Annotated in this window: 14 protein-coding genes; 8 read left to right on the forward strand and 6 right to left on the reverse strand. The window is 64.8% G+C overall.

The window, feature by feature from the left end; translation table 11 throughout:
* Window positions 1–260: 260 nt before the first annotated feature.
* From CHB69_RS05590 to CHB69_RS05600, 3 genes are all read left to right on the forward strand, one after another.
* Window positions 261–3464 (forward strand): TonB-dependent receptor, encoded by a 3204-nt coding sequence (locus tag CHB69_RS05590; protein WP_245836556.1) that lies wholly within the window; start codon window positions 261–263, stop codon window positions 3462–3464.
* A gap of 158 nt (window positions 3465–3622) precedes the next feature.
* Window positions 3623–4120, forward strand: coding sequence for a hypothetical protein (locus tag CHB69_RS05595; RefSeq protein ID WP_089214998.1), 498 nt, complete (start codon window positions 3623–3625; stop codon window positions 4118–4120).
* A gap of 177 nt (window positions 4121–4297) precedes the next feature.
* Entirely contained in the window at window positions 4298–6529 is a 2232-nt protein-coding gene (locus CHB69_RS05600) for a porin family protein (RefSeq protein WP_141133921.1), read from the forward strand.
* Between the two features lie 160 nt (window positions 6530–6689).
* Here CHB69_RS05600 and CHB69_RS05605 read toward each other — a convergent pair whose 3' ends face one another.
* The 3 genes from CHB69_RS05605 to CHB69_RS05615 are packed head-to-tail and all read right to left on the reverse strand — an operon-like array spanning window position 6690 to window position 12182.
* A complete protein-coding gene (locus CHB69_RS05605) occupies window positions 6690–7649 on the reverse strand; it encodes an alpha/beta fold hydrolase (RefSeq protein ID WP_089215000.1) in 960 nt (319 codons plus the stop codon).
* 38 nt (window positions 7650–7687) lie between these two features.
* Window positions 7688–10801 (reverse strand): TonB-dependent receptor plug domain-containing protein, encoded by a 3114-nt coding sequence (locus CHB69_RS05610; RefSeq protein WP_170935449.1) that lies wholly within the window; start codon window positions 10799–10801, stop codon window positions 7688–7690.
* 43 nt (window positions 10802–10844) lie between these two features.
* Entirely contained in the window at window positions 10845–12182 is a 1338-nt protein-coding gene (locus tag CHB69_RS05615) for a dicarboxylate/amino acid:cation symporter (protein ID WP_089215002.1), read from the reverse strand.
* Between the two features lie 223 nt (window positions 12183–12405).
* Here CHB69_RS05615 and CHB69_RS05620 point away from each other — a divergent pair, with 223 nt between their 5' ends.
* The 4 genes from CHB69_RS05620 to CHB69_RS05635 all read left to right on the forward strand — a co-directional run bounded on the left by CHB69_RS05620 (window position 12406) and on the right by CHB69_RS05635 (window position 17266).
* Entirely contained in the window at window positions 12406–14208 is a 1803-nt protein-coding gene (locus CHB69_RS05620; protein ID WP_089215003.1) for a sensor histidine kinase, read from the forward strand.
* Window positions 14205–15545, forward strand: a complete 1341-nt coding sequence (locus tag CHB69_RS05625; RefSeq protein WP_089215004.1) for a sigma-54-dependent transcriptional regulator — start codon at window positions 14205–14207, stop codon at window positions 15543–15545. Before CHB69_RS05620 ends, CHB69_RS05625 begins: the two co-directional genes overlap by 4 nt.
* Before the next feature lie 108 nt (window positions 15546–15653).
* Window positions 15654–16763: a serine hydrolase domain-containing protein gene (locus CHB69_RS05630; protein ID WP_281252648.1), complete on the forward strand. Its 1110-nt coding sequence runs from the start codon at window positions 15654–15656 to the stop codon at window positions 16761–16763.
* Window positions 16760–17266 (forward strand): MarR family winged helix-turn-helix transcriptional regulator, encoded by a 507-nt coding sequence (locus CHB69_RS05635; protein WP_089215006.1) that lies wholly within the window; start codon window positions 16760–16762, stop codon window positions 17264–17266. Before CHB69_RS05630 ends, CHB69_RS05635 begins: the two co-directional genes overlap by 4 nt.
* 166 nt (window positions 17267–17432) lie before the next feature.
* Here the strand turns inward: CHB69_RS05635 and CHB69_RS05640 are convergent, their stop codons facing one another.
* Window positions 17433–19610, reverse strand: a complete 2178-nt coding sequence (locus tag CHB69_RS05640; RefSeq protein ID WP_089215007.1) for a TonB-dependent siderophore receptor — start codon at window positions 19608–19610, stop codon at window positions 17433–17435.
* A gap of 295 nt (window positions 19611–19905) precedes the next feature.
* Here CHB69_RS05640 and CHB69_RS05645 point away from each other — a divergent pair, with 295 nt between their 5' ends.
* Window positions 19906–21291: a POT-type proton-dependent oligopeptide transporter gene (locus CHB69_RS05645; protein WP_089215008.1), complete on the forward strand. Its 1386-nt coding sequence runs from the start codon at window positions 19906–19908 to the stop codon at window positions 21289–21291.
* Here CHB69_RS05645 and CHB69_RS05650 read toward each other — a convergent pair.
* A complete protein-coding gene (locus CHB69_RS05650; RefSeq protein ID WP_089215009.1) occupies window positions 21267–22022 on the reverse strand; it encodes a DeoR/GlpR family DNA-binding transcription regulator in 756 nt (251 codons plus the stop codon). The genes CHB69_RS05645 and CHB69_RS05650 overlap by 25 nt on opposite strands.
* A 177-nt stretch (window positions 22023–22199) precedes the next feature.
* On the reverse strand, window positions 22200–25211 hold the full coding sequence (locus tag CHB69_RS05655) for a TonB-dependent receptor (RefSeq protein ID WP_245836558.1): 3012 nt from the start codon (window positions 25209–25211) through the stop codon (window positions 22200–22202).
* Window positions 25212–25309 lie beyond the last annotated feature (98 nt).

Consider the following 25309-nt stretch of genomic DNA (forward strand, 5'->3'; position numbering starts at 1 on the left):
GCCCCACGTCTCAAGCGCCGGCTCATCAGAAGAGACGCGCTTGCAGACAAAAAGGGGGGAGAGATTCCCGCCCGGAGAAGAATTTTTCCTGCCGCTTTGCCATATTTACATTAACATCGTTGAAAATATTCGTCACTCATCCCCCCGAAACAACGCGATGCGCGTCCTATTGCATGACGGGGGACGGGCCGCCGTCGAGAAGCAGGAAGACCTGCGGGACAGAAGAGGGGAGAGCGAGCATGCGGGTTCGGGCATGTGGTTTGCGCAAATTTTTTCTGAGCGGCGTCGCGATCGGATGCCTGTCGCTGTCGGCCGGCGTGGCGCAGGCGAAAGACAGCAGCATCAACTATCAAATTCCGCCGCAGCCGCTGAGCCGCGCGCTTCGCGACTTCGGCCTGCAGAGCGGCATGACGATTCTTGCCGATACGATGGTCGTGAACGGCAAGCGAAGCGGCGGGCTCAGCGAACGCGCCGATCCCGAAACCGCGCTTCGCGTCCTGCTCAAGGGTACCGGCCTTGGCTATCGGCGCGAGGGCAACATCTTCGTCGTGCAGCCGGTGGGAAACGCAAATCCGCCCGCCGCTCCCGCTGACGCCGCCGCCGACAGCGAGATCATCGTCACGGCGCAGAAGCGCGAAGAAAAGATCATCGACGTCCCGATCGCGATCAGCGCCTATTCGCAGCACGCGCTCGACGACCGGAAGGTCGAAGGCGGCGCCGAGCTCGTTCGCGTGGTCCCCAACGTCAATTTTTCGAAGAGCAATTTCAGCGGCTATGATTTCACGATCCGCGGTATCGGAACGAAAGCGATTTCGGCGTCGAGCGACCCGGCCGTCGCGGTCAGCTTCAACAACACGCCGCTGATCCGCAATCGGTTGTTCGAACAGGAATTCTTCGACCTCGAACGCGTCGAGGTGCTGCGCGGGCCGCAGGGTACGCTCTATGGCCGCAACGCGACCGGCGGCGTCGTCAATATCATCACCGCGATGCCGAAATATGAGGCCGAGGCAACGCTCAAGGCCGAGGTCGGCAGCTATGGCACCCAGCGCCTCAACGGGATGGTGAACGTTCCGCTTGCGGACAATTTCGCGATCCGCGGCGCGGGCGCAATGACGAAGCGCGAGGGCTTCGACTATAACAGTTTCACCAATCGGCACGTCAACGACCGCGATTTGTGGTCGACGCGGCTGTCCGCGCAGTGGGAACCGAACGACGACCTGAAAGCCAATTTCGTCTGGCAGCATTTCGAGGAAAACGACCGGCGGTCGCGTACCGGAAAGCAGCTCTGCACGCGCGACCCCGGACCCGACATGGTCGGAAGCGCCGCGGTCGATCCCTATCTGCGCGCCAAGCTCAGCCAAGGCTGCCTGCCGGGGTCGCTTTACGACGACGCCGCGTTCGGCGCGCCAAATGCAGCGAGCTTCGCCTTCGTCAATGTCGCGGCCAATATCGGGCTCGGCTTCGTCCAGCTTCCCGACGGCAGCTTTGCTTCGCTCGGCGCGATCGACCCCGGCCGCGACGCTTATGCCGACGTCGTCCAGTCGCGAAACCTGCGCGAGATTTCGACGAGCTACGATCCCAAATTCCGGGCGAACAACGACGTCTTCCAGCTCAATCTCGAGGCCGGGGTGGGCGATTTGCGGCTGATTTCGCAGACCGCCTATTCGAGCGACCATTATTATTCGTCGCAGGACTATAACCGTTTTCTCTCGGCCCCCATCTTCAACGATTCGACTTTGGTCCTCGGCGCGACGGTGCCCGGCCCCACGCCGGGCGGCATCTATACCGATCCCCAGCTCGGGCCGTCGGACCGGATGATCGCGGTCGATATCAGTCAGTCACGCAACAGCCAATGGACGCAGGAACTTCGCCTGCAATCGGATTTCGCCGGACCGTTCAACTTCAGCATTGGCGGCAATGCGCTGAACTTCAAGTCGCAGGACGATTATTATGTGTTCAGCAACATGTTCAGCCTCCTCGCCGAATATTTCTACAACCGCGAGGATATCCCGGGCGAGGTCGGCGCGAGCACGCGCAATTGCGATGCGGGCAACGAGTTTCGCGAATGCGTCTATGTCGATCCCAACCCGATCGATGCGATCAACGGCGAGGGACATAATTATTTCCGCAGCAAGAATGTCGTGCAGACGCGCTCGTGGGCGCTGTTCGGCGAAGCCTATTGGAACGTGACCGACGACGTAAAGATCACCGCCGGCGCGCGCTTCACCAACGACAAGAAGACGTCGGTTCCGGTGCCGAGCCAGCTCTTGCTCGGCGCTGCCAACTTCGGCACCGAAAGCGGGCCGTCGAGCGGCGGCCGCGTCAGCCGCGGCTATCCCGCGCTGCCGCCCATCAAGCAGGAATGGAACGCCTTCACCGGCCGCCTGGTCATCGACTGGAGGCCGCAGACCAGCTTCAGCGACGACACGCTTGTCTATGCCTCCTATTCGCGCGGCTATAAGGGCGGTGGTTCCAATCCGCCACGCGTCGATATCGACCCCAAGGTGATCCAGTATCAGCCGCTCGCCGAGACCTTCGAGCCCGAATATGTGAACGCGTTCGAGATCGGGATGAAGAACAGCCTCGCGGGCGGCAAGCTCATGCTCAACGCGACGGCCTTCCTCAATCTCTACAAGGATTATCAGGTCTCGCAGATCGTCGATCGCATTTCGCTCAACGAGAATTTCGACGCCACAACCTGGGGGCTCGAGTTCGAGGCGGCGTGGCGGCCGTCGCGCAATTTCCGCATCGACACGAATCTCGGCTATCTGCGCACGCGGATCGGCAAGGGCGAACAGTCGATCGACGTGATGAACCGTACCCAGGGGAATGAGGATTGGGTGGTGCTGCGTCCGCAGCTCGGCGTGCCCTCCAATTGCATCGCGCCCAAGGACAAGGTCGAGGCGATCCTGACCTCGCCCTTTGCCGCAGGCGGATTCTATGGGCTCGGCGACTTCATGCTATCGGCGCTGTGCGCAGGATCGACCCGCTACGGCAGCTTCAACCCCAATGTGGAAACCAACCTTCGCTGGGACCAGTTCCTCGGCTTCACCTACGATCCGCTGACCGACGCGCCCAATGGCGGGCGCGGCTTCTACGCCGATCTGGGCGGCAACGAGCTTCCCAACGCGCCGCGCTTCACCTTCAATCTCGGGGCGCAATACACTTTCTTCATCGACGAATGGAATCTGACCTTCCGCGGCGATTATTATCGCCAGGGCAAGAGCTGGGCGCGCGTGTACAACACCGAATATGATCGGCTGCGGGCATGGGACAATGCCAATCTGTCGGTAACGCTCGAACGGCCCGCATCGCAGTTCGCGGTGCAGCTTTACGTCAAGAATCTCTTCGACGACACGCCGATCACCAACAGCTTCACCAACAGCGACGACACGGGCCTGAGCGCCAATATCTTCACGCTCGACCCGCGCATCGTCGGTTTCAACGTCACCAAAAGTTTCTGACCTCCCGGAGGCCACTCCGTCCTGGGCGCGTCTTCGGGCGCGCCCCATTTTTTGTTCGGGAAGGGCGGCGTCAATCCCCCCGGCCGCGCGCCCGCCGCGTCTAAGCTTTCGGGAAGACCAAAAACTTCCCGACCAAAGCATATGAGGAGAGGATAGTTATGAAACATTTTGCGAAAGTTTCGATCAGCGTCCTGGCTTCGCTGGCCCTTCTGCCGGCCGCTGCGCTGGCGGGCACCTATTCGCCGTCGGGAAGCGGTTCGGGCGGACCGAGCCCGGTGCAGGTGAAGAAGGGCATCACCCTCAACTGCACTCTGACTGCCACCACCAATTCGGACGGCACGATCTCGAGTTCGGGCACGCCGAGCGGCACCGAAATCACCAGCATCGCGCTCAGTGGCGGGCTCTGCGGCGCGGTTTCCTTTACCGGCCTTCCCTATGACGTCAGCACCACGAGTTCGACCGACATCGTCATCCACAATGTCCAGGTGACCGGCGTCACGGGCAATTGCGCGGGCAATCTGAAAGCGAAACTCGTCGGCGGCGTGCTGCAGTTCACCCATGCCAACACGATCCCGTCGAGCCCCGCGGGCGGTTCGCCGTGCAGCATCCAGGGCAATGTGTCGACCAGCCCCACGGCCTCCTACACCTACCCCTGACCGCCGGAAGCCGTCAGGCACCGGCCGGTCGCGTCGAAGGGCCGGGCAATCGCGGGAAGGCCCCTCCCTCCCCCTCGCCCGTCCCGGCGGCCGGAACGATGAAGACCGGAAGGCATCGGCCTTCCGGTCTTCATTTGCCAGCGGGCAAGGCTGCCAGCGTCAGTCCGAAAGGAACGGATGACAGCCGGTCGAACGAAATATTGCGGTTGCCGGAAACGGTATGCGAGCGGAGCGACACACGCCGCTCTGGCGGCGCTCCTGTCGTTGACCGCGCCGCCGCTCCACGCGGCGACGCCGTTGCAGTCCGCCGCCGAACCCAAATCCGATGATATCGTCGTTACCGCGCCGGTCGGCGAGGCGCTGGTCGAACCCGAAGCCGAGCTCACCGAAGCGGATATCGCCGCTTATGGCGCGAGCACGATCGGCGACCTGATCGCGCGCATCACGCCGTTGACCGGGCGCCCCGGCGAACAGCCGATCGTGCTCGTCAACGGCAAGCGCATCGACGGTGTCGGCAGCGTCAACGGCTTCCCGCCCGAAGCGCTGGCCCGGCTCGCAATCCTGCGCCTCGAAGCTGCCGCGCGCTACGGCTACGCGTCCGACCGACGCGTCGTCAACGTCGTGCTCAAACGCCATTTCTCCGCATGGCAATCCGAAGCGGGGGCCGGCATGGCAACGGCAGGGGGCCGGGCGAGCACAAGGGCGTCGATCGGCCGCTTTGTCATCGACGGAGACACGCGCTGGAACGCCCAGCTCCAGGCCTCACGCGACGAGCCGTTGCTTCAGAGCGAGCGCGACGGAAGGAGGGACCCGGCGTCACGTGCGCGCACCCTGATGCCCTCGGCCGACGCCGCTTCGCTGAACCTGACCGTCGCGAGGCCGCTGGGGCAATTCGTCGGAACCGTCGCCATCGACGCAGCAAAACGCGGGCAACGGCAATTGCTGGGTCTCGGCCCCGCGGAGGACACGGCGGCTCGGGCACTCCGCGGCGATCGCGATACGAGCAATATCGGCCTCTCGACGATGGTCGCGGGAAATCTGGATGGCTGGAACGGCAGCCTCATCCTTCGCTATGACCGTTCATGGTCCGACGCATCGATCGAGCGGATCGCGCCGGCGTCGACCATTGCGATCGAGACGACCCGGTCGCGAAGCGAAAACCTGTCGGCACAGTTCAACCTGAATCGCACGATCCTGACGCTACCCGCGGGCGCCGCGACCGCGAACCTGACGATCGGGACGACGCGCAACTGGTCGGCCAGCCAACGCACCGGCCGCCCCTTACCGGCGGCCGAGTTCCGGCGGCGGCAGACCGATGCGCAACTGTCGCTGACGCTACCTCTATCGCCGGCGAGCGGCGGGACTGTCGGCGATTTGTCGCTCGACCTGGCGGCGGGCCTCGGATCGGCTTCGGGTTCGCTCCAAAAACGATATGAGGCGAGCGTCAACTGGAGCCCTGTCGCAGCGCTCGAGCTGCGCGCGGCGACCGGGTTCGCCGATCTCGTTCCTACGCCCGATCAGATCGGGGGCGCCTATGTCGAGGAAATCCGGCACATCTACGACATCCGGCGACAGGAAACGGTCGACGCTTTATGGATCACCGGGGGCAATCCGGACCTCGGCCGCGGGACGCAGCGAAGCTACAGCCTTCGCGCCGCCCTCCGCCCTTTCGGCCCCGCGCCTTTGACGCTTACCTCCGAATATCGCCGGCAGGAGGCGAGCGGCGGCGTGGCAGCCTTCCCGACGCTGACGCCCGCGGTCGAGGACGCCTTTCCCGAGCGTGTCCGGCGCGATGCTGCGGGGCGCCTGCTGTCGGTCGACGCGCGTCCGATTGCCATCGCGCACGACATCGACGAGCGCCTGGACAGCAGCCTGATCCTCGCCATTGCCGCGCACAATCGATCCGAGCACGCGACCGCCAAGGCTAACGGGTCCCGCTGGCAGGCGACGCTTGCCGTCACCCATGGCCTGTTGCTTCGGAGCGAGCTGGTGACACGGCCCGGCCTTCCGCCGCTCGACCGCATCGACGGCGACGTGGCGCAATCGCGGCACACGCTCGGCTTTCAGTTCGTCGCCAGCAAGCCGGGGCTGGGGATTACGCTCGACGGCTCGTGGCAAAGCCCCTTCCGCCTCCGCAATCCCGACCTTCCCGGGGGACGGGGCGATTATCACTACCGCGGCGTGCTGACAGCGAACCTTCGCCTCCATGCCGAACCGGAAAAGCTCTTGCCCAAGGGAAATTCGCCGGCCTGGCTGTCGAACCTGCAAATCTCGTTCGACATCCGCAACCTCTTGGGCACTTATCGCAAGGTCGCTCTTGCCGACGGGACGGTTCCGGCCGGCTATCGTCGCTATGATGTCGACCCGCTGGGTCGGTCGGTGCAGCTTTCCCTCCGCAAGCGCTTTTGAGTTACTGATCCCGGCGCAAGGCTGGCGGCCCCTGTCCATCCCCGCTCCCTTCGCCCCGCGCACGCTATGTGAGCGGGGGTGTTGTCTTGCTCAAGATTTTCCGATTCAAGCTGTTGGCTGACGAGGAGCCCTCGTTTCGGCCGCGCTCGATAGGCCCCTGTCACCTTGCCTCCTCCACGGGAGCGCAATCGGCCCCGGGAGCGAGCGCCGTCTTGCCGAACAGAACGCGCACCGCGACAGGCGCCATGCCTCCATTGTCATGGCCCACGCCTCGCACGAGCCCGCAGGTCCAAGCGAACGGCACGCCTTCAGATTTCGCAACCGCACGTGCGCGGGCGTAAAAGGTCTGGCCGCGCGCGAGACGATATGGCCCCTGCGCCATCGCTTCGGGCTGGCGCGGCAGGCTGTGGTGATGGGGGTCGATATCCTCGGTGCCGAGCAATACCGTTACCGGGAGCGCAAATACCGACTTCGGATGCCACAGCCCTTCGGGAAGACCAGCGAGCCCGAACGGCCACTTCACCGCGGGATCGGTCATCGCATAGGAGCCGGCATTGGCCGACACCGCGCGCGCCATGTGGGGACCGCCGCCCGCAAGGATGAAGCGATGCACGAACTGCGCGCCGCCCGAATGGCCGTAGAGCGAATAGCGCTGCGCATTCAGGGCTTCGCGCGCCCTCACCTCTGCGAAGATCGGCTCGACGACCGCGAAGGACCATTTTTCGGGCGGCCGCGGCATGCCGTCCTTTTCGGTGAACCAGCCATGGCTGTAGCTTCGGGCGCCGGGGAAGGATGCCTTGGAAAACTCGGGAACGATGAGCACGATCTTGTATCTTCGCGCAAGATCGAGCCATTGATCGACATAATTGTCGGCATCGCGCAAGGCACCGTGGAAAATGAAAAGCACCGGGGCATCTGCGGGAGTGCCGGCCGCGCGATAGGTCCATACCGGCAGCGCGGGGCCGGCCCAATCGGAGAAGATGAAGCGCTTCACCCCTTTCGCGAAGAGCTTTTCCTGTAGCGCGGAATTGCCATGCGGGGCGGCGCCGGCGACCTCCTGGCCGGGCGCGCAACCCGCCAGGACCAGCAACGCCGCACCCGCGATGGCCTTTGCGGGCACAGTGGCCGCCCGCAAAGCTCGAAAAGAAGCGCTCGCCATCAGAATTTCACCGTCGCGCCAAGGTAGAAGCGGCGCCCGGCGATGTCGTACACGCCGTTCTGATTGGTCAGCCGCCCGCTGTCGGTGCCGGTCGGCAGGAAGGGGCTGATCGAGTTGAACAGATTGTTCACCCCGCCGTAGATACGGAATTCCTTGCCGCCGTCGTCGACATCGAACGACAGGAACAGGTCGTGCTCCCACACGTCGCCGATGTTCAGATAATAGGGCACCTCGGCATCGGGATTGGTCGCGAGCAGCGCGCGATATTCGTCGCGCAGGACATTGCTGTCGTTGATCTTCCCATAATAGGTCGTGGTCCAGCGGATGCGGAAATTGTCGAGCTTCCAGCTCAGCGAGCCCTGCGCGCGATATTTGAAGCTGCCGTCGCGCAGGTCGCCGCGAAGATCGTTGGTGACGGTGCCGTCGACCCCTTCGAAGCTCACCTCCTGCTTCAGGATGTGGGTACCGTCGTAACGCAGGTCGAAGCGGCCGGGGATGCCGAGCGCGTCATCGAGGCGGAAACGATAGTTGAGCGCCACGTCGATACCCGAGGTGTCGAAGCGCGCGAGATTGGCCTGCCGCTGCACCAGCTCGACGATCTGCCCGTTGATCGGGTTGCGCGTGATGTCGGCGCAGAAGGGATTGTCGGCCTGCGGAATGTCGGTGTCATAGCATTGCAGCTGGATGTCGCGGTTCGTATAGGCATCGATCGCATCGCGGATCTTGATGCTGTAATAGTCGACCGCGAGGCTGAGGCCGCGCGCGAAGCGCGGCGCGAACACCGCGCCGAGGGTCAGCGTGTCGGCCGTTTCTTCCTTGAGGTCGAGATTGCCGCCGTTGGGGCTGAAGATGTTCGAGCCCGCCTGTTCATATTCCTGATCGAGCCCTTCGGCCGCCTGCCGCGCGAAGAGCGCCTGGATGCCCGGGTCGAGCCGGCAATTGGCATGGATGCGGCCCTCGCTGGTCGGCGTCACCCCGTCGCATTCGTCGTCCGCCACCTCGAAATTGCCACGCGGCGGAGAATAGAGTTCGGCGATATCGGGCGCGCGCTGGGCGCGAGCATATTGGGCGCGGAACCGGATGTCGGGGATCGGCGCATATTGGATGCCGCCGCGCCAGCTGAACACCGTGCCGACATTGTCGATGTCGTAATGCGCGACGCGCGCCGACGCGTCGAGGCTGAGCAGATAGGCGCCCGGCGCGTCCTTGAGCAGCGGCACGCTGACTTCGCCATAGCCTTCATAGGCGGTGATCGAGCCGCCGAAATTGGGCACCGCATTGCCGGTGGTCCCGCCCATCTGCGACAGGAGGTCGCCGTTAAGCTGCTGGCTGTCCTTGCGGAAATCGACCCCGAACGCCGCGCCGACCGGACCGGCGGGCAGTTCGAGCAGGTCGCCGGTGACGAAGGCCTGCCCGGTATATTGGCGGATCGTCAGGTCCTGGTGCAGGTCGGCGCGAATCCACGCCGCCGTCTCGGGGGTGATCGCCCCCTCGCCGAACAGGTTGATCGGCACGCAGCCGGCGGCGCGTGCGTCGGCGTCGACGCAGCGCGGCGCGCCGTCGGGACCGGTCTCGGCATCGAGTGCCTCGATCAGATGGTCGCCCCAGATTTCGTTGCGGCGCCACTGGTCCTGCTTGTACTGGCCGTAGCCGAAACTCGCTTCCCAGTTCCAGCCGTCCGAAACCTTGCCGCGCAGCCCGACCCAGCTGCGGATCGTCTCGCGCTTGTTCTCGGTGATCTGCCCGCCGACCTCGTCGAAGCGGCGGTCCCACGCGATCCCGACGCCGGTCGAGGGCACTTCGTCGGGGTTCAGTTCGGGCGGGACGAAGGGGTTGCACGGGCCGTTCTGGAGACAGGGAATCTTGCCATATTCCTGCTCGGTCGTGATCCCGGTGACCGGGTCGGTGATCGGGAAGGTCGAATCCCAGCCGATGCCGATCGATTCGCGCGTTTCGCCCGAGATGATCCGCGAATATTGAACCTGCGCAAAGCCTTCGAGCGTGTCCGAAAATTCATAGTCGAGCTTCGCCGCGCCAAGATAGCGTTTGCGCGCGAGGATCAGCGAGCGCCCGGTGCGCTGGTTGTAGCCGTCACGATTGGGGAGGAAATAGCCGGAGTTGCCATTGTCGGTGTCGCCGATCTCGATCGGCTCGCCGGTCTGGACGTCGGGGCCGAGCGGCACGAGCACGCCATTGCGATAGAAACGGTCGCGTGACGAGCTTTTGCCCGAAAAGACGCCGCCGGGGATGAAGCTGCTCAGATCGCTGTAGATGTTGGGCGGAAAGGTGTCGGCCGGCTGACGCCCGCTGGTCAGCCCGCCGCTGTTGTTGACATAATAGGTGTCGAACAGATTCTGCCCCGTATCGAAATCATATTCATAGCCGATCGGGCGCGTCGCCCATTCGCGGTCGGTCGCGCGAATGCCCCAGTCGCGGTCATAGGTGCCGCTGACGAGCAGATAACCGCGGCCACCCGCAAAGCGCGTCCCGTAAGTCGCGCCGAGCGTCAGTTCCTGCCCGTCGCCTTCGGCGGTCAAGCCGGCGCGCGCGCGCAGGGTCAGGCCCCGCTCGTTCTTCTTGGTGATGATGTTCACCACCCCGGCGATCGCATCCGAGCCATAGACCGACGAAGTGCCGCCGGTGATGATTTCGACCCGGTCGATGAAATCGCTGGGGATGGTCGACAGGCTGACGCGATTGCCGATCGCCGAGTTGGATACGGTGCGCCGTCCATCGATCAGAACGAGGGTGCGATTGTCGCCGAGATTGCGAAGCTGGATCGACGACAGGCCCGAATTCTGGGTGTTGCCGGTCACCGTCGAATCGTTGAGGGTCGAGGAAAGCTGCGGCAGGTCGGCGAGCGTCTCGCTGAGTTCGCTTCCTCCCGATTCGAGCAGGTCCTCGCCGGTGACGCTGACGGTCGGCGCGGCGGTGTCATAGGTTTCGCGCGCGATGCGGCTGCCGGTGACGATGATCGCGCCGTCGCCGGCGGGATCGGCCGTGGCGGGATCGGCGGGCGCGTCCTGCGCCTGCGCGGGCATCGCGAGCGTGGCGGACAGGATCAGCGCGGCATGACTGGTGCGGCGTGCCCAACGGGCTTTGGTCGAAATCATCGTCTCTCTCCCCATATCTTTTTCATCGTCCGGTCCGGCGGTCTCAGTCGGCATCGGCTTCGATCGGCAGCGCGGCGATCGGCGCAAGCTTCCCGCCGAGCGCGCGGTCGAGCGCGTCCTCGTCGAGCGCCCTTTCCCATTTCGCGACGACAATCGCCGCGAGCGCATTGCCGATGAAATTGGTGAGCGCGCGGCATTCGCTCATAAAGCGGTCGATGCCGAGGATCAGCGCGAGCCCCGCGACCGGCACCGACGGCACGACGGTGAGCGTCGCCGCGAGCGTGATGAAACCGGCGCCGGTCACGCCCGCCGCGCCCTTCGAGCTGACCATCGCGACGAGCAGCAGCGCGACCTGCTCGCCGAGGCCGAGGTGCACGCCGGTCGCCTGTGCGACGAACAGCGCCGCGAGTGTCATATAGATGTTGGTGCCGTCGAGGTTGAAGCTGTAGCCGGTCGGCACGACCAGGCCGACGACGGGCTTGGCGCAGCCCGCGCGCTCGAGCTTTTCCATCAGGCTGGGCAGCGCCGCCTCCGACGAGGACGTCCCGAGCACGAGCAGCAGTTCGGCCTTCAGATAAGCGATCAGCCGCAGGATCGAAAAGCCCGCGACCCGCGCCATCGCGCCGAGCACGACGAGCACGAAGAAGAGCGAGGTCAGATAGAAGGTCGCGATCAGCTTGCCGAGATTGGCGAGCGATTCGACGCCATATTCGCCGATGGTGAATGCCATCGCACCGAACGCGCCGATCGGAGCGAAGCGCATCAGCATCGCGACGATGCGGAAGAACACCACCGACACTTTCTCGAGCATCGCGAGCACGGCCGCGCCGGCGGCGCCGGTGTGCGAGAGCGCGATGCCGAAGAGCACAGCGACGAACAGCGCCTGAAGAATCGAACCCGAGGTCAGCGCCGAGACGAAAGTCGTCGGGATGATTTCCATGAGGAATCCCGTCAGCGTCGCCTCGTGCGCCTTCGCCTGATAGTCGGCAACCGCGCCGGCGTTGAGCGTCGCGGGATCGATGTTCATCCCCGCGCCCGGCTGGAAAACATTGGCGATGATCAGCCCGACGATCAGCGCGAGGGTCGAAAAGAAGAGGAAATAGGCGAAGGTCTTGAGCGTCAGCCGCCCGAGCGCCTTGCTCTCGCCGACCGAGGCGATACCGGTCGAGACGGTGAGGAAGATCACCGGCGCGATGATCATCTTGACGAGCTTGATGAAGCCGTCGCCGATCGGCTTCAACGCCACGCCGGTTTCGGGCCAGAAATGACCGAGCAGGACGCCGGCGGCGATCGCGGTCAGCACCTGCACATAAAGGTGCGTCCACCACGGGCGCGGCGTCGCGGGTTGCCGCAATGCTGTCGAATCGATCGGGACTGCCACCCGTCTCTCCCTGTCGTCGTTCGCGCTCACGGGCGCAGCCCGGACCGTTCGCCCGGCCTTTCGAGGAAATTAGGGCGTGCGCCGCGTTGAGGTCAAAAGCAGCGGACATTTTCAACAAGCTATTGATAATATGTTTATTTATTAAACATGACTGCTGTAATACAGCCAGAAGTGTGCGATATTTCGCATAGTCATTCCAGAATTTGTGCGATAACCCGCACATATGATCGACGCCGATTCGCCGCCCCGTCCCTGGCTCGACCGGCGCCGCCTGCTGCTCGCGAGCCTGACCGGATTGTTGCTGCTTGTTGTTGCGGCGATCGCGCTCGATCGCTGGGCGGCGGGCAATGCGCGTGCCGAAACCGATGCCGATGCGCGCCAGAATGCGCGGGCGCATGTCAGCCTGCTCGAAAGCGAGTTGCAGAAATTCCGCCTGCTGCCGCGCGTGCTCACCGAATTCCCCGACGTCCGCCTCGCGCTCGCCGAACGCAGCGCCGCCGCGTCGCGCCGCCTCGACGCAGAACTCGAACAGCTTGCGCAGCGCACCGACGCCGCGGTCATTTACGTTCTCGACAAGGACGGCACGACGATCGCGGCGAGCAACTGGCGCGAGCCGACGAGTTTCGTCGGCCAGAACTACCGCTTCCGTCCCTATTATCGCGGCGCGATGGCGCGCGGCGAAGCCGAACTGTTCGCGCTCGGCACGGTCAGTGGCCGCCCCGGCCTCTATCTCGCTCGCAAGGTCGCGCCCGACGGTGCGGCGCTCGGGGTGATCGTCGTCAAGGTCGAGTTCGACCGGCTCGAGGCGAAATGGGCCGATTCGAGCGGCACTACGCTCGTCACCGATGCCAGCGGCATCGTGATCATGGCGAGCGATCCCGCTTGGCAGTTCCGCTCGCTCGCGCCGATCTCGGTCGCCGCGCGCGAACGGCTGCGCGCCTCGCGGCGCTATGGCGACCGTTCGCTCGCCCCGCTCGCGCTGGTCCGCGACGATGGCGACCTGCGTCTCGGCACGGCCGCCGGCGAGCGCCTGTTCCGCGAGGCGACCGAGCGCGTCTCGCTGCCGGACACGACGCTGCACCAGTTCCAGCCGATGGCGTCGCACCGCGATGCCGCCAACGCGACCGCGCGCGTGATCTTCCTGATCCTGCTGATCCTTGTCGGTGCGGCGATCGTGGCATTGCTGCGCCTCGTCGAGCGGCAGGCGATGCGCCACGCCGCGCACCAGGCGCTCGAGAGCGAGGTCGCCGCGCGAACGCGGGATCTGCGCGCCGCCAACGACGAGCTCAAGCAGGCATCCGAGTTGCAGGCCGAGACCGACCGCCGCTATCGCGCCGCGCGCGAGGAGCTCGCGCAGGCGAGCCGGCTCGGCTCGATCGGCCAGATCACGGCCGGCGTCGCGCACGAAATCAATCAGCCCGTGGCGGCGATCCGCGGCTTTGCGGAAAATAGCCTCGCCTATCTCGATCGCGGCGATGCGGGCAAGGCGCGCGCCAATCTGAACACGATCGTCGAGCTGACCGGGCGCGTCGGTGCGATCACGGGCGAGCTCAGGAACTTCGCGCGGCGCAAGCCGACACCGCTCGGTCCCGTCGCGGTGGCGGCGGCGATCGACGGCACGATGCTGCTCGTCGGCGACCGGCTGCGCGCGCAGGGAATCGCGGTCGATATCGCGATCGAACGCCCCGACGCGATGGTCCGTGCCGACCGGGTGCGGCTCGAACAGGTGCTGATCAACCTGTTGCAGAACGCCGCCGACGCGTTGCAGGGACAAGCCGATGCACGCATCGCGATCCGCGCTCACGGCACGGCGCAGCTCCATATCGACGTCGTCGACAACGGCCCCGGCGTACCCGACGAGCTGAAGCCGCAGCTCTTCATCCCTTTCGTCACCGGACGCGCCGACGGGCTGGGACTCGGGCTCGCGATCGCCAGTCAGATCATGGCCGATTTCGGCGGCAAGCTTTCGCTCGTCGCATCGCCGTTTGGTGGCGCGGGCTTCCGGCTGGAGCTTCGGACTGCATGACCTTCTTCACCGGCAATCAGACGGTCCTGTTCGTCGACGACGACGCGCAGCTGCGCGAGGCGAACCGGCAGACCTTCGACCTCGCCGGGCTCGCCGTCGACACGTTCGCCGAAGCAAGCGCCGTCTTGCCGCACATCACGCCCGATTTCACCGGCATCCTGATCACCGATATCCGCATGCCGGGGATGGACGGATTGCAGCTGCGCGCCGCAATCCATGAAATCGACCCTGAAATTCCCGTCATCCTGATCACGGGTCACGCCGATGTCGACATGGCGGTTCGCGCCTTGAAGGACGGCGCCTTCGATTTCCTGCCCAAACCCTTCGCTGCGGACCACCTCGTCGGCAGCGCGCGCCGCGGGCTCGCGCACCGCGCGCTGGTTCTCGACAACCGGCGGCTACGGGCAGCCGTCGAAGAGATCGACAGCCCGCTTGTCGGCGACAGCCAGCCGATGGTCCGCCTCCGCGAGACGATCGCACAGCTTGCGCAGGCCGACATCGACGTTCTGGTCGAAGGCGAGACGGGAACCGGCAAGGAACTCGTTGCCCACATGCTCCACCGCCAGAGCCGCCGCCGCGGCGGCGCGCTGGTCGCAGTGAACTGCGCAGCGCTCCCGCAACAGCTTGCCGAGGCCGAACTTTTCGGGACCGACATGGTCGATCCCGCGAGCGGCAAGCTGGGTCGCCCGGGCCGCATCCGCGCTGCGCATCGCGGCACCCTCTTCCTCGACGAGATCGACACGATGCATCCCGCGGTGCAGGCGAAACTGCTGCGCGTCGTCGAAGAACGCGAGGTGCAGCCGCTCGGAGCATCAGCCCCCGAGCCCGTCGACCTACGCATTATTGCGGCGACCAAGACCGATCTGATGGCTGCCGTGCGCGGGGGAAGTTTTCGCGAAGACCTCTACTACCGGCTCCACGTCGTCAAGCTGCGCATCCCGCCGCTACGCGAACGCCGCGCCGACATTCCCCAGACGTTCGCCTACTTCCTCGACGAGGCAGCGGCAAAGCTGGGGGTCGATGGTTTCCGCATCGACGACCGCGTGCGGCACCGGCTCATCGAGCACGACTGGCCCGGCAATGTCCGCGAGCTCAAGAATTTCGCTTACAGCATCATACTCGATCTACCCGCCGACGCCGGGTCATCGGGGGCCATCACCGAGATGACGCTCTCCGAACGATTGCAGCGGTTCGAGGCAATGGTCATTCGCGACGCGCTCGCACAATGCCGCGGCGATATCGCCCGCACGATGCAGATACTCGGGCTGCCGCGCAAGACGCTGTACGACAAGATGGCGCGGCACGGGATTATCCCGCGCACGTTCCGAAACTCATAGGCGGTCGGCGGCGCACCGATCCCGCCCCGCGCGCCACCAACCTCTCCCCGGCGACCGAGCCGCAGATCGTTCATCGGCGGGGTTGCCGCAGCGGGCCTCACCCTTCCGGTGCGCGCGAGCGCGGGCACATCGGATTTCGCAGGGCTCGATCGCTTTATTGAGGACCAGATGCGCACCGCTGCGATCCCGTGCCTTGCCGTCGGCTTGGCCCGGAACGGACATGTCCGCTTCGCAAGAGGCTATGGGCTGGCCGACGTAGCCCGGCGGAAGCGCGTCACCGTCGATTCGATATTTCATCTTGCGTCGGTGACCAAGACCGTGACCGCGACCGGCATCACGATGCTGGTCGAGGACGGCCGCCTCGCGCTCGACGAGCCGGTGAATCGCCATCTCGACTTTGCAGTGGCGAACCCCTTCGCTCCCGACGTGCCGATCACCGTGCGACAGCTGCAGATGCACATCTCGAGCATCTCCGACGCGACCTATTATGAGGTCGATTTTCGCACGCCGGGACGCGGCTCGCCACTCGCTCTTGGGGATTTTCTGCGGGATTGTCTCGTTCCGGGCGGGGCGTACTATAGCGCGAAGGGCAGTTTTTCGGCTCACGCCCCCGGCTGCAGCTATGACTATTCCAATGTCGGCTATGCGCTGCTCGGCTATCTCGGCAGCCGCGTCGCCGGCCTGGATTTCCGCGCATATTTGCAGGAGCGGCTCTTCAGGCGACTGCCGATGACGGGGCTTGCGTGGCGCCTCGGCGACGTGCCCCTCGCACGCCGGGTCATCCCCTACGAGCCGGGCGATGGCAGAGCCCGGCCGACGGCGCCGATGGGATTCCCCGACTGGCCGGCGGGAATGCTCCGTGGATCGATCGCAGGGTTCATGCCATTCGTCGCCGCCGCGGCCAATGGCGGTGCCGTCGGACCCGCGAGGATGCTGAACGCGAGTTCCATGGCCGAGATGCTCGCGATGCACGCGCCGCCGGGGCTTCCCACCTGGCTTTCGGGACAAGGTGTTGACTGGATGGAATCCGCCGAGGGCGGGGCACGGCACGTCAACCATTGGGGCGGCGATCCGGGCGTGTTTACCGCCGCCTATCTCGACCCGGCTTCGACAACCGGGATTGCTATCTTCACCAATATCTCGGCCACCGCGGCCAGCAAGGGCGCGATCAAGGCAATCACGCGCCGGCTCCTCGATCCGGACGCCTCGTCGGCATGATCGCGCATCCCGACTTCAGCCGCCTCGCCGGCGCCGCTGCACTCGGCGCGCGCTTGCGCCGCCTGTCCGAACGCCTCGATCGCGACAGCGCCCGTGTCTACGCGGCCTGCGGCATCAAATTCGAACAACGGCGGTTCGGCATCTTGAACCAGATCGCGCTGAACGGCCCCATGACGGTCGGCGAGATCGCAGCGACGCTCCAGGTAACGCACGTGTCGGTCAGCCAGGCGCGCCGTTCGCTCGAAACCGAAGCTCTGGTGGAGAGCCTCAGCTATGCGCAGGATGCGCGCCGACGTCCGATCGCACTCACCTCGCGCGGCCGAAGCCTGGTCGCGAAGCTAGCACCGGTGTGGGAAGCACTGGATGAATGCGCGCGAGCGTTGAATGCCGAGGCAGGAAACCTGGTCCCGCTGCTCGACCGGCTCGACGACGCGCTTGAGGCGCGCTCGCTTTTCGATCGAACGCAGGATCGTCTCGCGGCCCGCCCGAATTCCCCCGACTGACCTGGACTCGGCATCAGCGAGGCAGAAGAATGGGTCAAAGCAACGCGTGATTCCCGTCACTGACGGATAGGGCTTGTCGCAGCAACATCAGGTCGCCCCGCCCCTCCGCCAGGGTATCCTGCCCATGACGCCATCGCTATTGCGCCGCCTCTTTGCTGCCGCGCCGTCAAAATCCATACCGCAGAGTGATGCGCACATTGCGCGGTTCGCCATAGATGAAGCCGCCGAACCAGCTGTTGGTGTTGTAGTAGCTCTTGTCGAAGATATTGTTGACGTTGACTTGAAGCGACAGCGCGTCGGTCAGATCATAGGCGCCCATCAGGTTCACGAGCGCATAGGCCTTCTGCCCCACGGGTTCGATCTCGCCCGTGGCGGGGTTTTCGGCGGTCTGCGGCGGGCGGCTTTCCCAGCGAAGCGAGCCGCCGAGGCTGAAGCCGCCCAGCGCGCCGCCGAATTCATATTTCGTCGCCATGCGGAACACGCGCCGCGGCTGATGCGCCTGCACGTCGATGCCGTCCGGATCCTTCGCCTTGAAATGGCTCCACCCGACGCTGATATCCCAGCCCCGAAGCGGCTCGCCCTGCATTTCGAGTTCATAGCCCTTCGACACCACGCCCTGCGCGGGGCGCGACGCGATGTCGGTGGTGCCGGGGACATAATAGGGATCGCCCGTTTCGGGATCGATGTCGGGGACGGCGAAATTGCTCTGCTCGATACGGAAGACCGCCGCCGAGGCGCGGAGCCGTCCGTTCATCAGGTCGGCCTTCAACCCCGCTTCGTAATTGTCGCCTTCGAGCGGGTCGAGATAATGTCCATCGCGATCGCGCGCGGTCTGCGGGTTGAAGATGCTCGTGTAGCTCGCATAGGCCGAGAGATAGTCGGTGAAGTCGAGGATCAGGCCCGCATAGGGCGTGAATATATTCTTGTGCTCGATCCGATAGGCCTCGGGCGTATAGAGCGCCTCCTCCTCGTCGCGGGTCCAACGGCTCAGCCGCCCGCCGGCGATCAGCTTCAACGGATCGAGTATCTGGAAACGCGTCACGCCATAGATCGCGGTCTGCTCGGTTGTGCCGAACCCGCTCATCCGATAGCGCTCGCCCCAGACGGGTTCGGGATAGCTGCCGTCCCAGGTGTTGAAATCGCCGACCGGGGCGACCGTCGCGGGATCGGGATCGCGATTGGTCCAGCCGCCCTTCTGATGGCTGTACATCGCGCCGAAGACCAGCTGGTGGCTGCGGCCGAAGAGCTGGTAATCGCCCTTGACCTGAAGATTGGCGCTCCATTGCTTCGGCTTGGACAGGTACCAATAGGGCCAGACGTCCATGCCGAGTCCGGTCTCGCGGTCGGGATTGCCCCACAGCCAGATCAGCTTCGAATCCTCGGTCTGTTCGAAATAGGAGACGTCGCCGCGCAATTGCCAGCTGCCCCCCAGATCCTGCTCGAGCGAGACGAAGGCCGACATTTCGGTGGTGTCCCACTCGTTCCACTCGGCGCCCGTGGTCCGCGATCGCGACCAGCCGGGACGCGAGCCGTCGGCATACCAATAGGGCAGCTGCGCCCACATCACGCCGTCGCGCTCGTCGCGCTGATAGCTCGCCCCCGCGCTGAGCCGGGTGCCCGGTCCCAGATCGGCGCCGATCACACCATAGAGGGTGAAGCCGTTGCTGCTTTCGAGATCGACGAAGGCGTCCTGCGAATAAGCCTCGGCAACGAAGCGCGCGCGCACCGAGCCATCGGCGGTCAATGGCGCGCCGATGTCGATCATGCCCGCGATATGGTCCCACGATCCCGCTTCGAGCCGCGCCTCGCCGGTGAGCACCCGCGCGTCGGCGCGCTTGCGCACCATGTTGATCGACGCCGACGGCTCGCCCGCGCCCTGGAGCAACCCCGTCGCGCCGCGAATGACCTCGATCCGGTCGTAGATCGCCGTGCTGGTTTCTTCGAGGCCGACATTGCCCGTCGCGAAGGGCAGGCCGTCGAGCTGGAAATTGGTGATGTCGAAGCCGCGCGCCGACAGGAGGTTGCGACCGCGATCGACCCGCTTGACCGAAAGCCCAGTCGTATATTCGAGCACGTCGGCGACGGTCGATGCCGCCTGATCGTCGATCTGCTCGCGGGTGATGATCGTGATCGACTGCGGCGTCTCGCGCGGAGTCAGGTCGAGCCCGGTGGCGGCGGTATTGCGGTCGATGCCGCTGCCATAGACGACGATGGCCTCGTCCTTTCGCCCGTTTCCGTCATCGTCTTTCTTCTCCCCGACAGCGTCCTGCGCGAATGCCGGAAGCGAAAGAGCGCTTGCCGCAAGCAATGCGAATTTGAAAACAGAACGAAACGAACGAAACATGATGCCCCCCAAGGCAATTTGACGATGTCGGGCGCCTAGTCTAATTGAGATTGAGACGCAATAGATATTACCGATGTGGCAGGACAAGCGTGTTGAGAAGGCTTGGCTGGAAGCTGACCGTCCGCCGTCCGAAGATTTGCTGGGGAATGCTGACAGGCGTTCGCGGTCCGCAGCTTTTTCCAGCTCCCTGAACCGCTCACCCTTGCCACGGCCCTACGTTCAGGCCGTCGAGCGTCATCATGCTGTTATGATGATCGCGGCATAGCCCCCTCCTCGAAAGCTCGGAGGGCGCATTATGCGATCGGTCGACCATCTGGAGCGAGCGCCATCGCCGCCGGGCCAGGCGACCCCTGTGCAATTTGCGGGCCTGTCGCTGACGGAATTCTGGGAGCGTTTCGCCCTAGCGGGACTGAAGTCCATGCTGACCCTTTTGTTGATCGGCCATGTACTGCTGCCGGAGGCCGGCGTAGCCGGGACGGCTTGGCTGCAAGACCGATTCGACGGGAGCAGCGGACCGGGCAAGGAACCGGTTGCGCTTGCCTCCTATATCTACGGGGCCGCCAATGCGCTCGTCTATCTGTCGATCCCGGTTGGCGGGCTGATCGGCGATCTGCTGATCGGACGGCGCGCTGCGGTGCTGACCGGCGGGGCGAGCATGATCGCGGGCTTGCTCATGATGATTTCGCTGCGGGGCTTCCTGCCCGGCCTGTTGCTGTTCGCGAGCGGCGCCGGCCTGCTGAAAGGCAATCTGTCCGCCCAGTTCGGCGCGCTTTTCGCCGAGGAGGCGCAGCGCAGGCGCGCCTATTCCTATTATCTGATCTTCCTCAATGCGGGCGTCGTTTTCGGCCCCCTGGCGATGGGCGTCGTAGCGATGGCTGCGAGCTGGCAATATGCGCTCGCGCTTGCCGCCGTCGGAATTGCCGTCGGCTTGGCGATATACATGGTCCTGATGGGCGGAAGCGCGGGGTGGCTCGCACCTCGGCAGGGGCCGCGCGCCGAGGGTGGAGTCACCCGGGCCTCGCGCGCGGCCGAACCATTGGCCTTCCTTCGCCTCCTTCTCGCGCTGTTGGCGGTCTATCTCTGCTTCGCCGCCTATGGGCAGATCGGCAACATCCTCCTGGTCTGGGCCGAGCGCCGGGTCGATCTCGAATTCGGCGGCTGGACGCTGCCCGTCGGCTGGGTCCTCGCACTCGACGGCCTGTTCACCATCCTGCTGGTCTTCGCCGTACAGGCCGCCCTCCGGTTCGCGCTACGGCGCGGCTTCGGCATCGGCCCCTTCCTCCAGACAAGCCTTGGATGCCTGGCCTGCGCGGCAGGCTATTTCGTGCTCGTCCTGGCCGAACGGACCGGCGGAACAACGCTTTCCCCGGCATGGGTGGTCGCCTATCTGCTACTGGTCGACCTCGCAATCGTTCTGGTGTGGCCGTCGGGTCTCAGTCTCGCCACCGGGCTCGCCCCCGGGGGAAAGGCCGGCCTGTGGGGAGGGATATTCTATCTGCACGGCTTTTTCGCCAATCTGTGGGTGGGTTTCGCCGGAAGGCTTTTCGAAACATGGCCGGTGCAGTCCTTCTGGCTGCTGCATGCCGCGATCGCGCTGGTCGGAGCCGCCCTGGCGTTGCTCGCGGCGCTTCCGGTTCCGCGAGCCAATGCGGCGGGTCAAGCGATCACAACCTCGGCATGAGCAAAGGCACGGGCAAAGGCATCGTCCAGCTCGCGCTCGGTCACCAGAATGTCGACGTCGCGCAGCTCCGCCGTGTGCATCAGGGCATAGCGGCCGAATTTCGACGAATCGGCGCCGAGCAATATCTTCTGCGACGTGGCATAGGCGATCCGGCTCATCGTCGCCTCGCCGGGATGAAAGTCCATCAAGCCGCGATCGGTGCTGATCGCACCCACCGACAGGATCGCCAGGTGCGGCGTGAAACCCGCCACATAATGCTGCGCGCTGGTGTCCGAAAAAGCCCGATACTCATAGTCCATCTCGCCCGCAGCGAGGAACAGGCGATTGTCGTTGATCCCGCCGAGATCGGTCGCGACCTGCAAGGAATTGGTGATGACGGTAAGCGAATGGCGCTCCACCAGCTGTCGGGCGATGTAGCAGGAAGTCGTTCCCGAATCGATGAACAGGATGTCGCCGTCGGCGACGAATTCGGCCGCAGCGCGCGCGATGCGCAGCTTTGCGTCGGCATTTTCCTCCATCCGCTGGCTGAGCGGCCCTTCGAGCGTGGGCGCCGCAAGATGCGCGCCGCCATGTTCGCGCTCGACGATGCCCTGATCCTCCAGCACACGCAGTTCGCGGCGGATCGTCTCGTCGGAGACGCCCAGTTCCCGTGCCAGGCCGGCCACCGACAGCGTCATCCCGCCGCGCAGCATCGCGACGATCTCGCGCTGGCGAGCCGATCGCTTCAACATCGCTCCCTCCCCCTCGATTTCGGGGAGGCGGCCTCCCCCCAAAAGCTTGTGCAATTCTTCGCCAATCCGGTCAACAAGGCTGCGCTTCGCCTCGATTTGTGAACGGCAACCGCAAAAGCAACCCTTTTCCCACAGGAAAGGAGCGGGGCGACGCTGCTCGCCCCGCTCGCGTGCCGGTCAGAAACCGAGGCGGAATTGCAGCCGCACATAGCGCGGCGTCTGATAGGCCTCGGGCTGCCGATAGTTCGAGTTGGGCGCGTCGTTACCGAGCTGGCCGAACTCGTTATAGGCGGTCACCGACTTGCTGTTGAACAGGTTGAACACGTCGAGCCGGACCGAAGCGTCGAGCCCATCGAACGGCAGGCGTGCGACCGCGCTGACGTCGAACTGATAGAGCCAGTCGCCCTTGAACGCGGTACCGCGCGGGACGAGCTCGCCGTTACAATAATAGCTGTAGCCGTGATAGCCGTGTGCATAGGGATCGACCTCGGCCGGCACGGTGCCGATGCAGCTATAGCTGCGCGGCGACTGTACGAGCGCGTTGACACCCAGATCGAGGAAATCGAACGGGCGATAGCTGCCATAGGCCTTGAAGGTGTGGCGCCGGTCGTTGGGCAGATAGCCGTAGGAGCCGTTCTGGAACCCCGGCGAGTCGAAGTCGGACACCCGGTTGACCGCGAGCTGGCCGTTCTCCGATCGCACGCCGCCTTCGTAATTCCCCTTGTCCATCGCCCAGGTATAGGAGGCCGCGATGCCCCATTTCCCGTCGAACTCGCGGTCGAAGGTCAGCGTGACGGCGTTGTAATTCCGCTTCGGCTTGTCGTAGAGCAGGTCGTCCGCGGCGAGCGTCACGGTCGGCGTCGAGCCGTCGGGGAGCGGGTTGATCCGCACGGTAATGTCGCGTCCCGGATTGGCGATCACCCAATTACTGCCGCCCGGATAGGCGGCGGTGCAGTCGGCTTCGGAAAAGCCCTGCGCGACACAATAGGCGCGCGCGCCGAAGTCGACGGTCAGATCCTCGATCACATTGTCGAGCTTGCGGTGGGTGAAATAGGCGCCGATGCGAATGCGGTTCGAGAAACGATGCTCGGCGCCGAGGATGAACTCGCTCGACGACTGCGGGCTCAGATTATGCGCGATCGCGCCCGAGGGATCGGCGGCCGACCCGTCGGCCTGCACCTCGCAATTGGCGATGCCGGTATCGGGGCAGGCCGAGAAGCCATCGGCACCGAGGATCGCCTCGCCCGGCAGCGGCGTATTCTTCGCCGGATCGAGCCCGTTCAACAGATTGTAGCGCGTATAGGTGACGCGCCCGCCCATGACGTTCAGATTGATGTCGCCTGCGAGCGGCAGATAATATTTGCCATAGAAACCATAGAGCTTGGTGCGGCCGTCGCCGAAGAGGTCATAGGACGCGCCGACGCGCGGCGCCCACTGGTTGCCCGACTTGTAATAGGATTCGCCGTTGACGCCCTGGTTCGAAAAGCGGTCGTTGCGAACCCCCAGTTGCAGCCGCAGCCGGTCATCGAGCAGCGACCAGTCGTCCTCGAGGTAGAAGGCCTCGTTCTTGACCGTGCTGATGCCGTTGTTGCGATAGACGCGCGTCGTATAATATTCGGTGCCCTCGGCGATCCCGAGCCGCGCGGCATCGCCCTCGCCCGCGCGCCAGATCTTGTAGAAGCCGGCGCCCATCGTCTGGTGGATCTGCTCCGACGTGTCGGTTTCATGGTCATAGCCGAGCCGGACATGGTGCGAGCCCGCGAGCTCGAAGTTGATGTCGACGTCGCCGCGATAGAATTCGCGCTCGTCGGTCGTATAGCCATAGGCGTCGGTGACCTTGTTGAGCCCGATGTCGATGCCCGAATCGCTGTCGCGATAATCGAGCACGCGTTCGTTATTGATGTCGAGCGGCAGGGTGCCGTCGCGCAGCTTGTTGACGCCATAGGCGGCCGATACGGTGAGCCACGGCGTGAAGGTGCCCGTATAGCGCGCGACATAATTCTGCCCGCCGCCGCGCGCGTTGGTGCCGCCGGTCTCGGCGCCCACCTCCCCCGTCGCGCGATCATAGTTGAGGTCGCGGGTGCGCGTTTCGTTGGTCGTGTCGAAATAGGTGAATTCGAGATGATGATCGTCGGTGATATAGCCGTCGACCTTCACCCCCCAGAAAGGGCTGTCATTCTCGACCCGGGTCGCATGATCCTGATCCTCGTCGGGCGTGAAGGTCTCGAACTTGCGGATCGTGTAGAGGCCATAGACGAACAGATGATCGCGGATGATCGGGCCGCTGCCCTGCATCGCGATCTCGTGCCTTTTCTGTTCGACCCCCTCATAATTGGTGTTGTAGGTCGCCGGCGACGTCGATCGCAGCCCGTCGGGTTCCCACGTTCCGAGAATGCTCGCGTGGAAGTCGTTCGAGCCCGACTTGGTGACCGCATTGACCACGCCGCCCGTCGCACGCCCGAATTCGGCGGGCATGCCACCGGTCTTCACTTCCACCGTCTGATAGAAGTCATAGGGCACCTCGACGGGCTGAAGCCCCATGCGGAAATTGGTGATATTGAGGCCGTTCACATAATAGGCATTCTCGATGAACGAGGCGCCGCTGATCGCGACCTGATCGGCGAAACCGCCGTTGGCGCCCGACGAGCCGCGCACCGTGCCCGGCGACATCAGCACCACATCCTGCAGCGAGCGCGCGATCGGCACGCGCTGGTCGATTTCTCCAAGGTCGATCGTCGCGCCGGTGGTCGCGTCCTCGAAGTCGGCGACGCGGATGCGCGATCCGCGCACGATGATCGCGTCGCCGGCGTTCGCGGGCAGCAGGGTGAAGCTGTTCGCCGCACCCGTGCTGCGCACGAGCGACACACCCGCTTCCTTATAGGGCGCATAGCCTTCGGCGGTGACCGTGAAGTCGTAGGACCCCGGCGCAAGCTGCGGGATCGAATAGGCGCCGGTGTCGCTCGTCACCGCCGACCGGACCACGCCGCGGTCGCTCGAGGTGATCGACACGGTCGCCCCCGCGATCGCTTTGCCATCCTCGTCGGTCACGCGGCCCGATGCGGCGACATTGGTATAATCCTGTGCGTGGACGACCTGGGGCGCGCTCGCGAGGATCGGAAGAGCGGCGCCGAGCATGAGCGCGGCGCGCAGCGCGGAGGCGTGACGAACGGTGTGTCGGAAGCAGTTCACTGTTGGACCCCTGGTTAAATGACTTTCGCTGCAGACCGGCTTCGGGCCACCCGCGAGGGCGAATCCGTTGGCGCCTTGGCCTGCCGGGGCCGGCTAGG

The organism is Sphingopyxis indica (assembly GCF_900188185.1).
Taxonomy (GTDB): Bacteria; Pseudomonadota; Alphaproteobacteria; order Sphingomonadales; family Sphingomonadaceae; genus Sphingopyxis; species Sphingopyxis indica.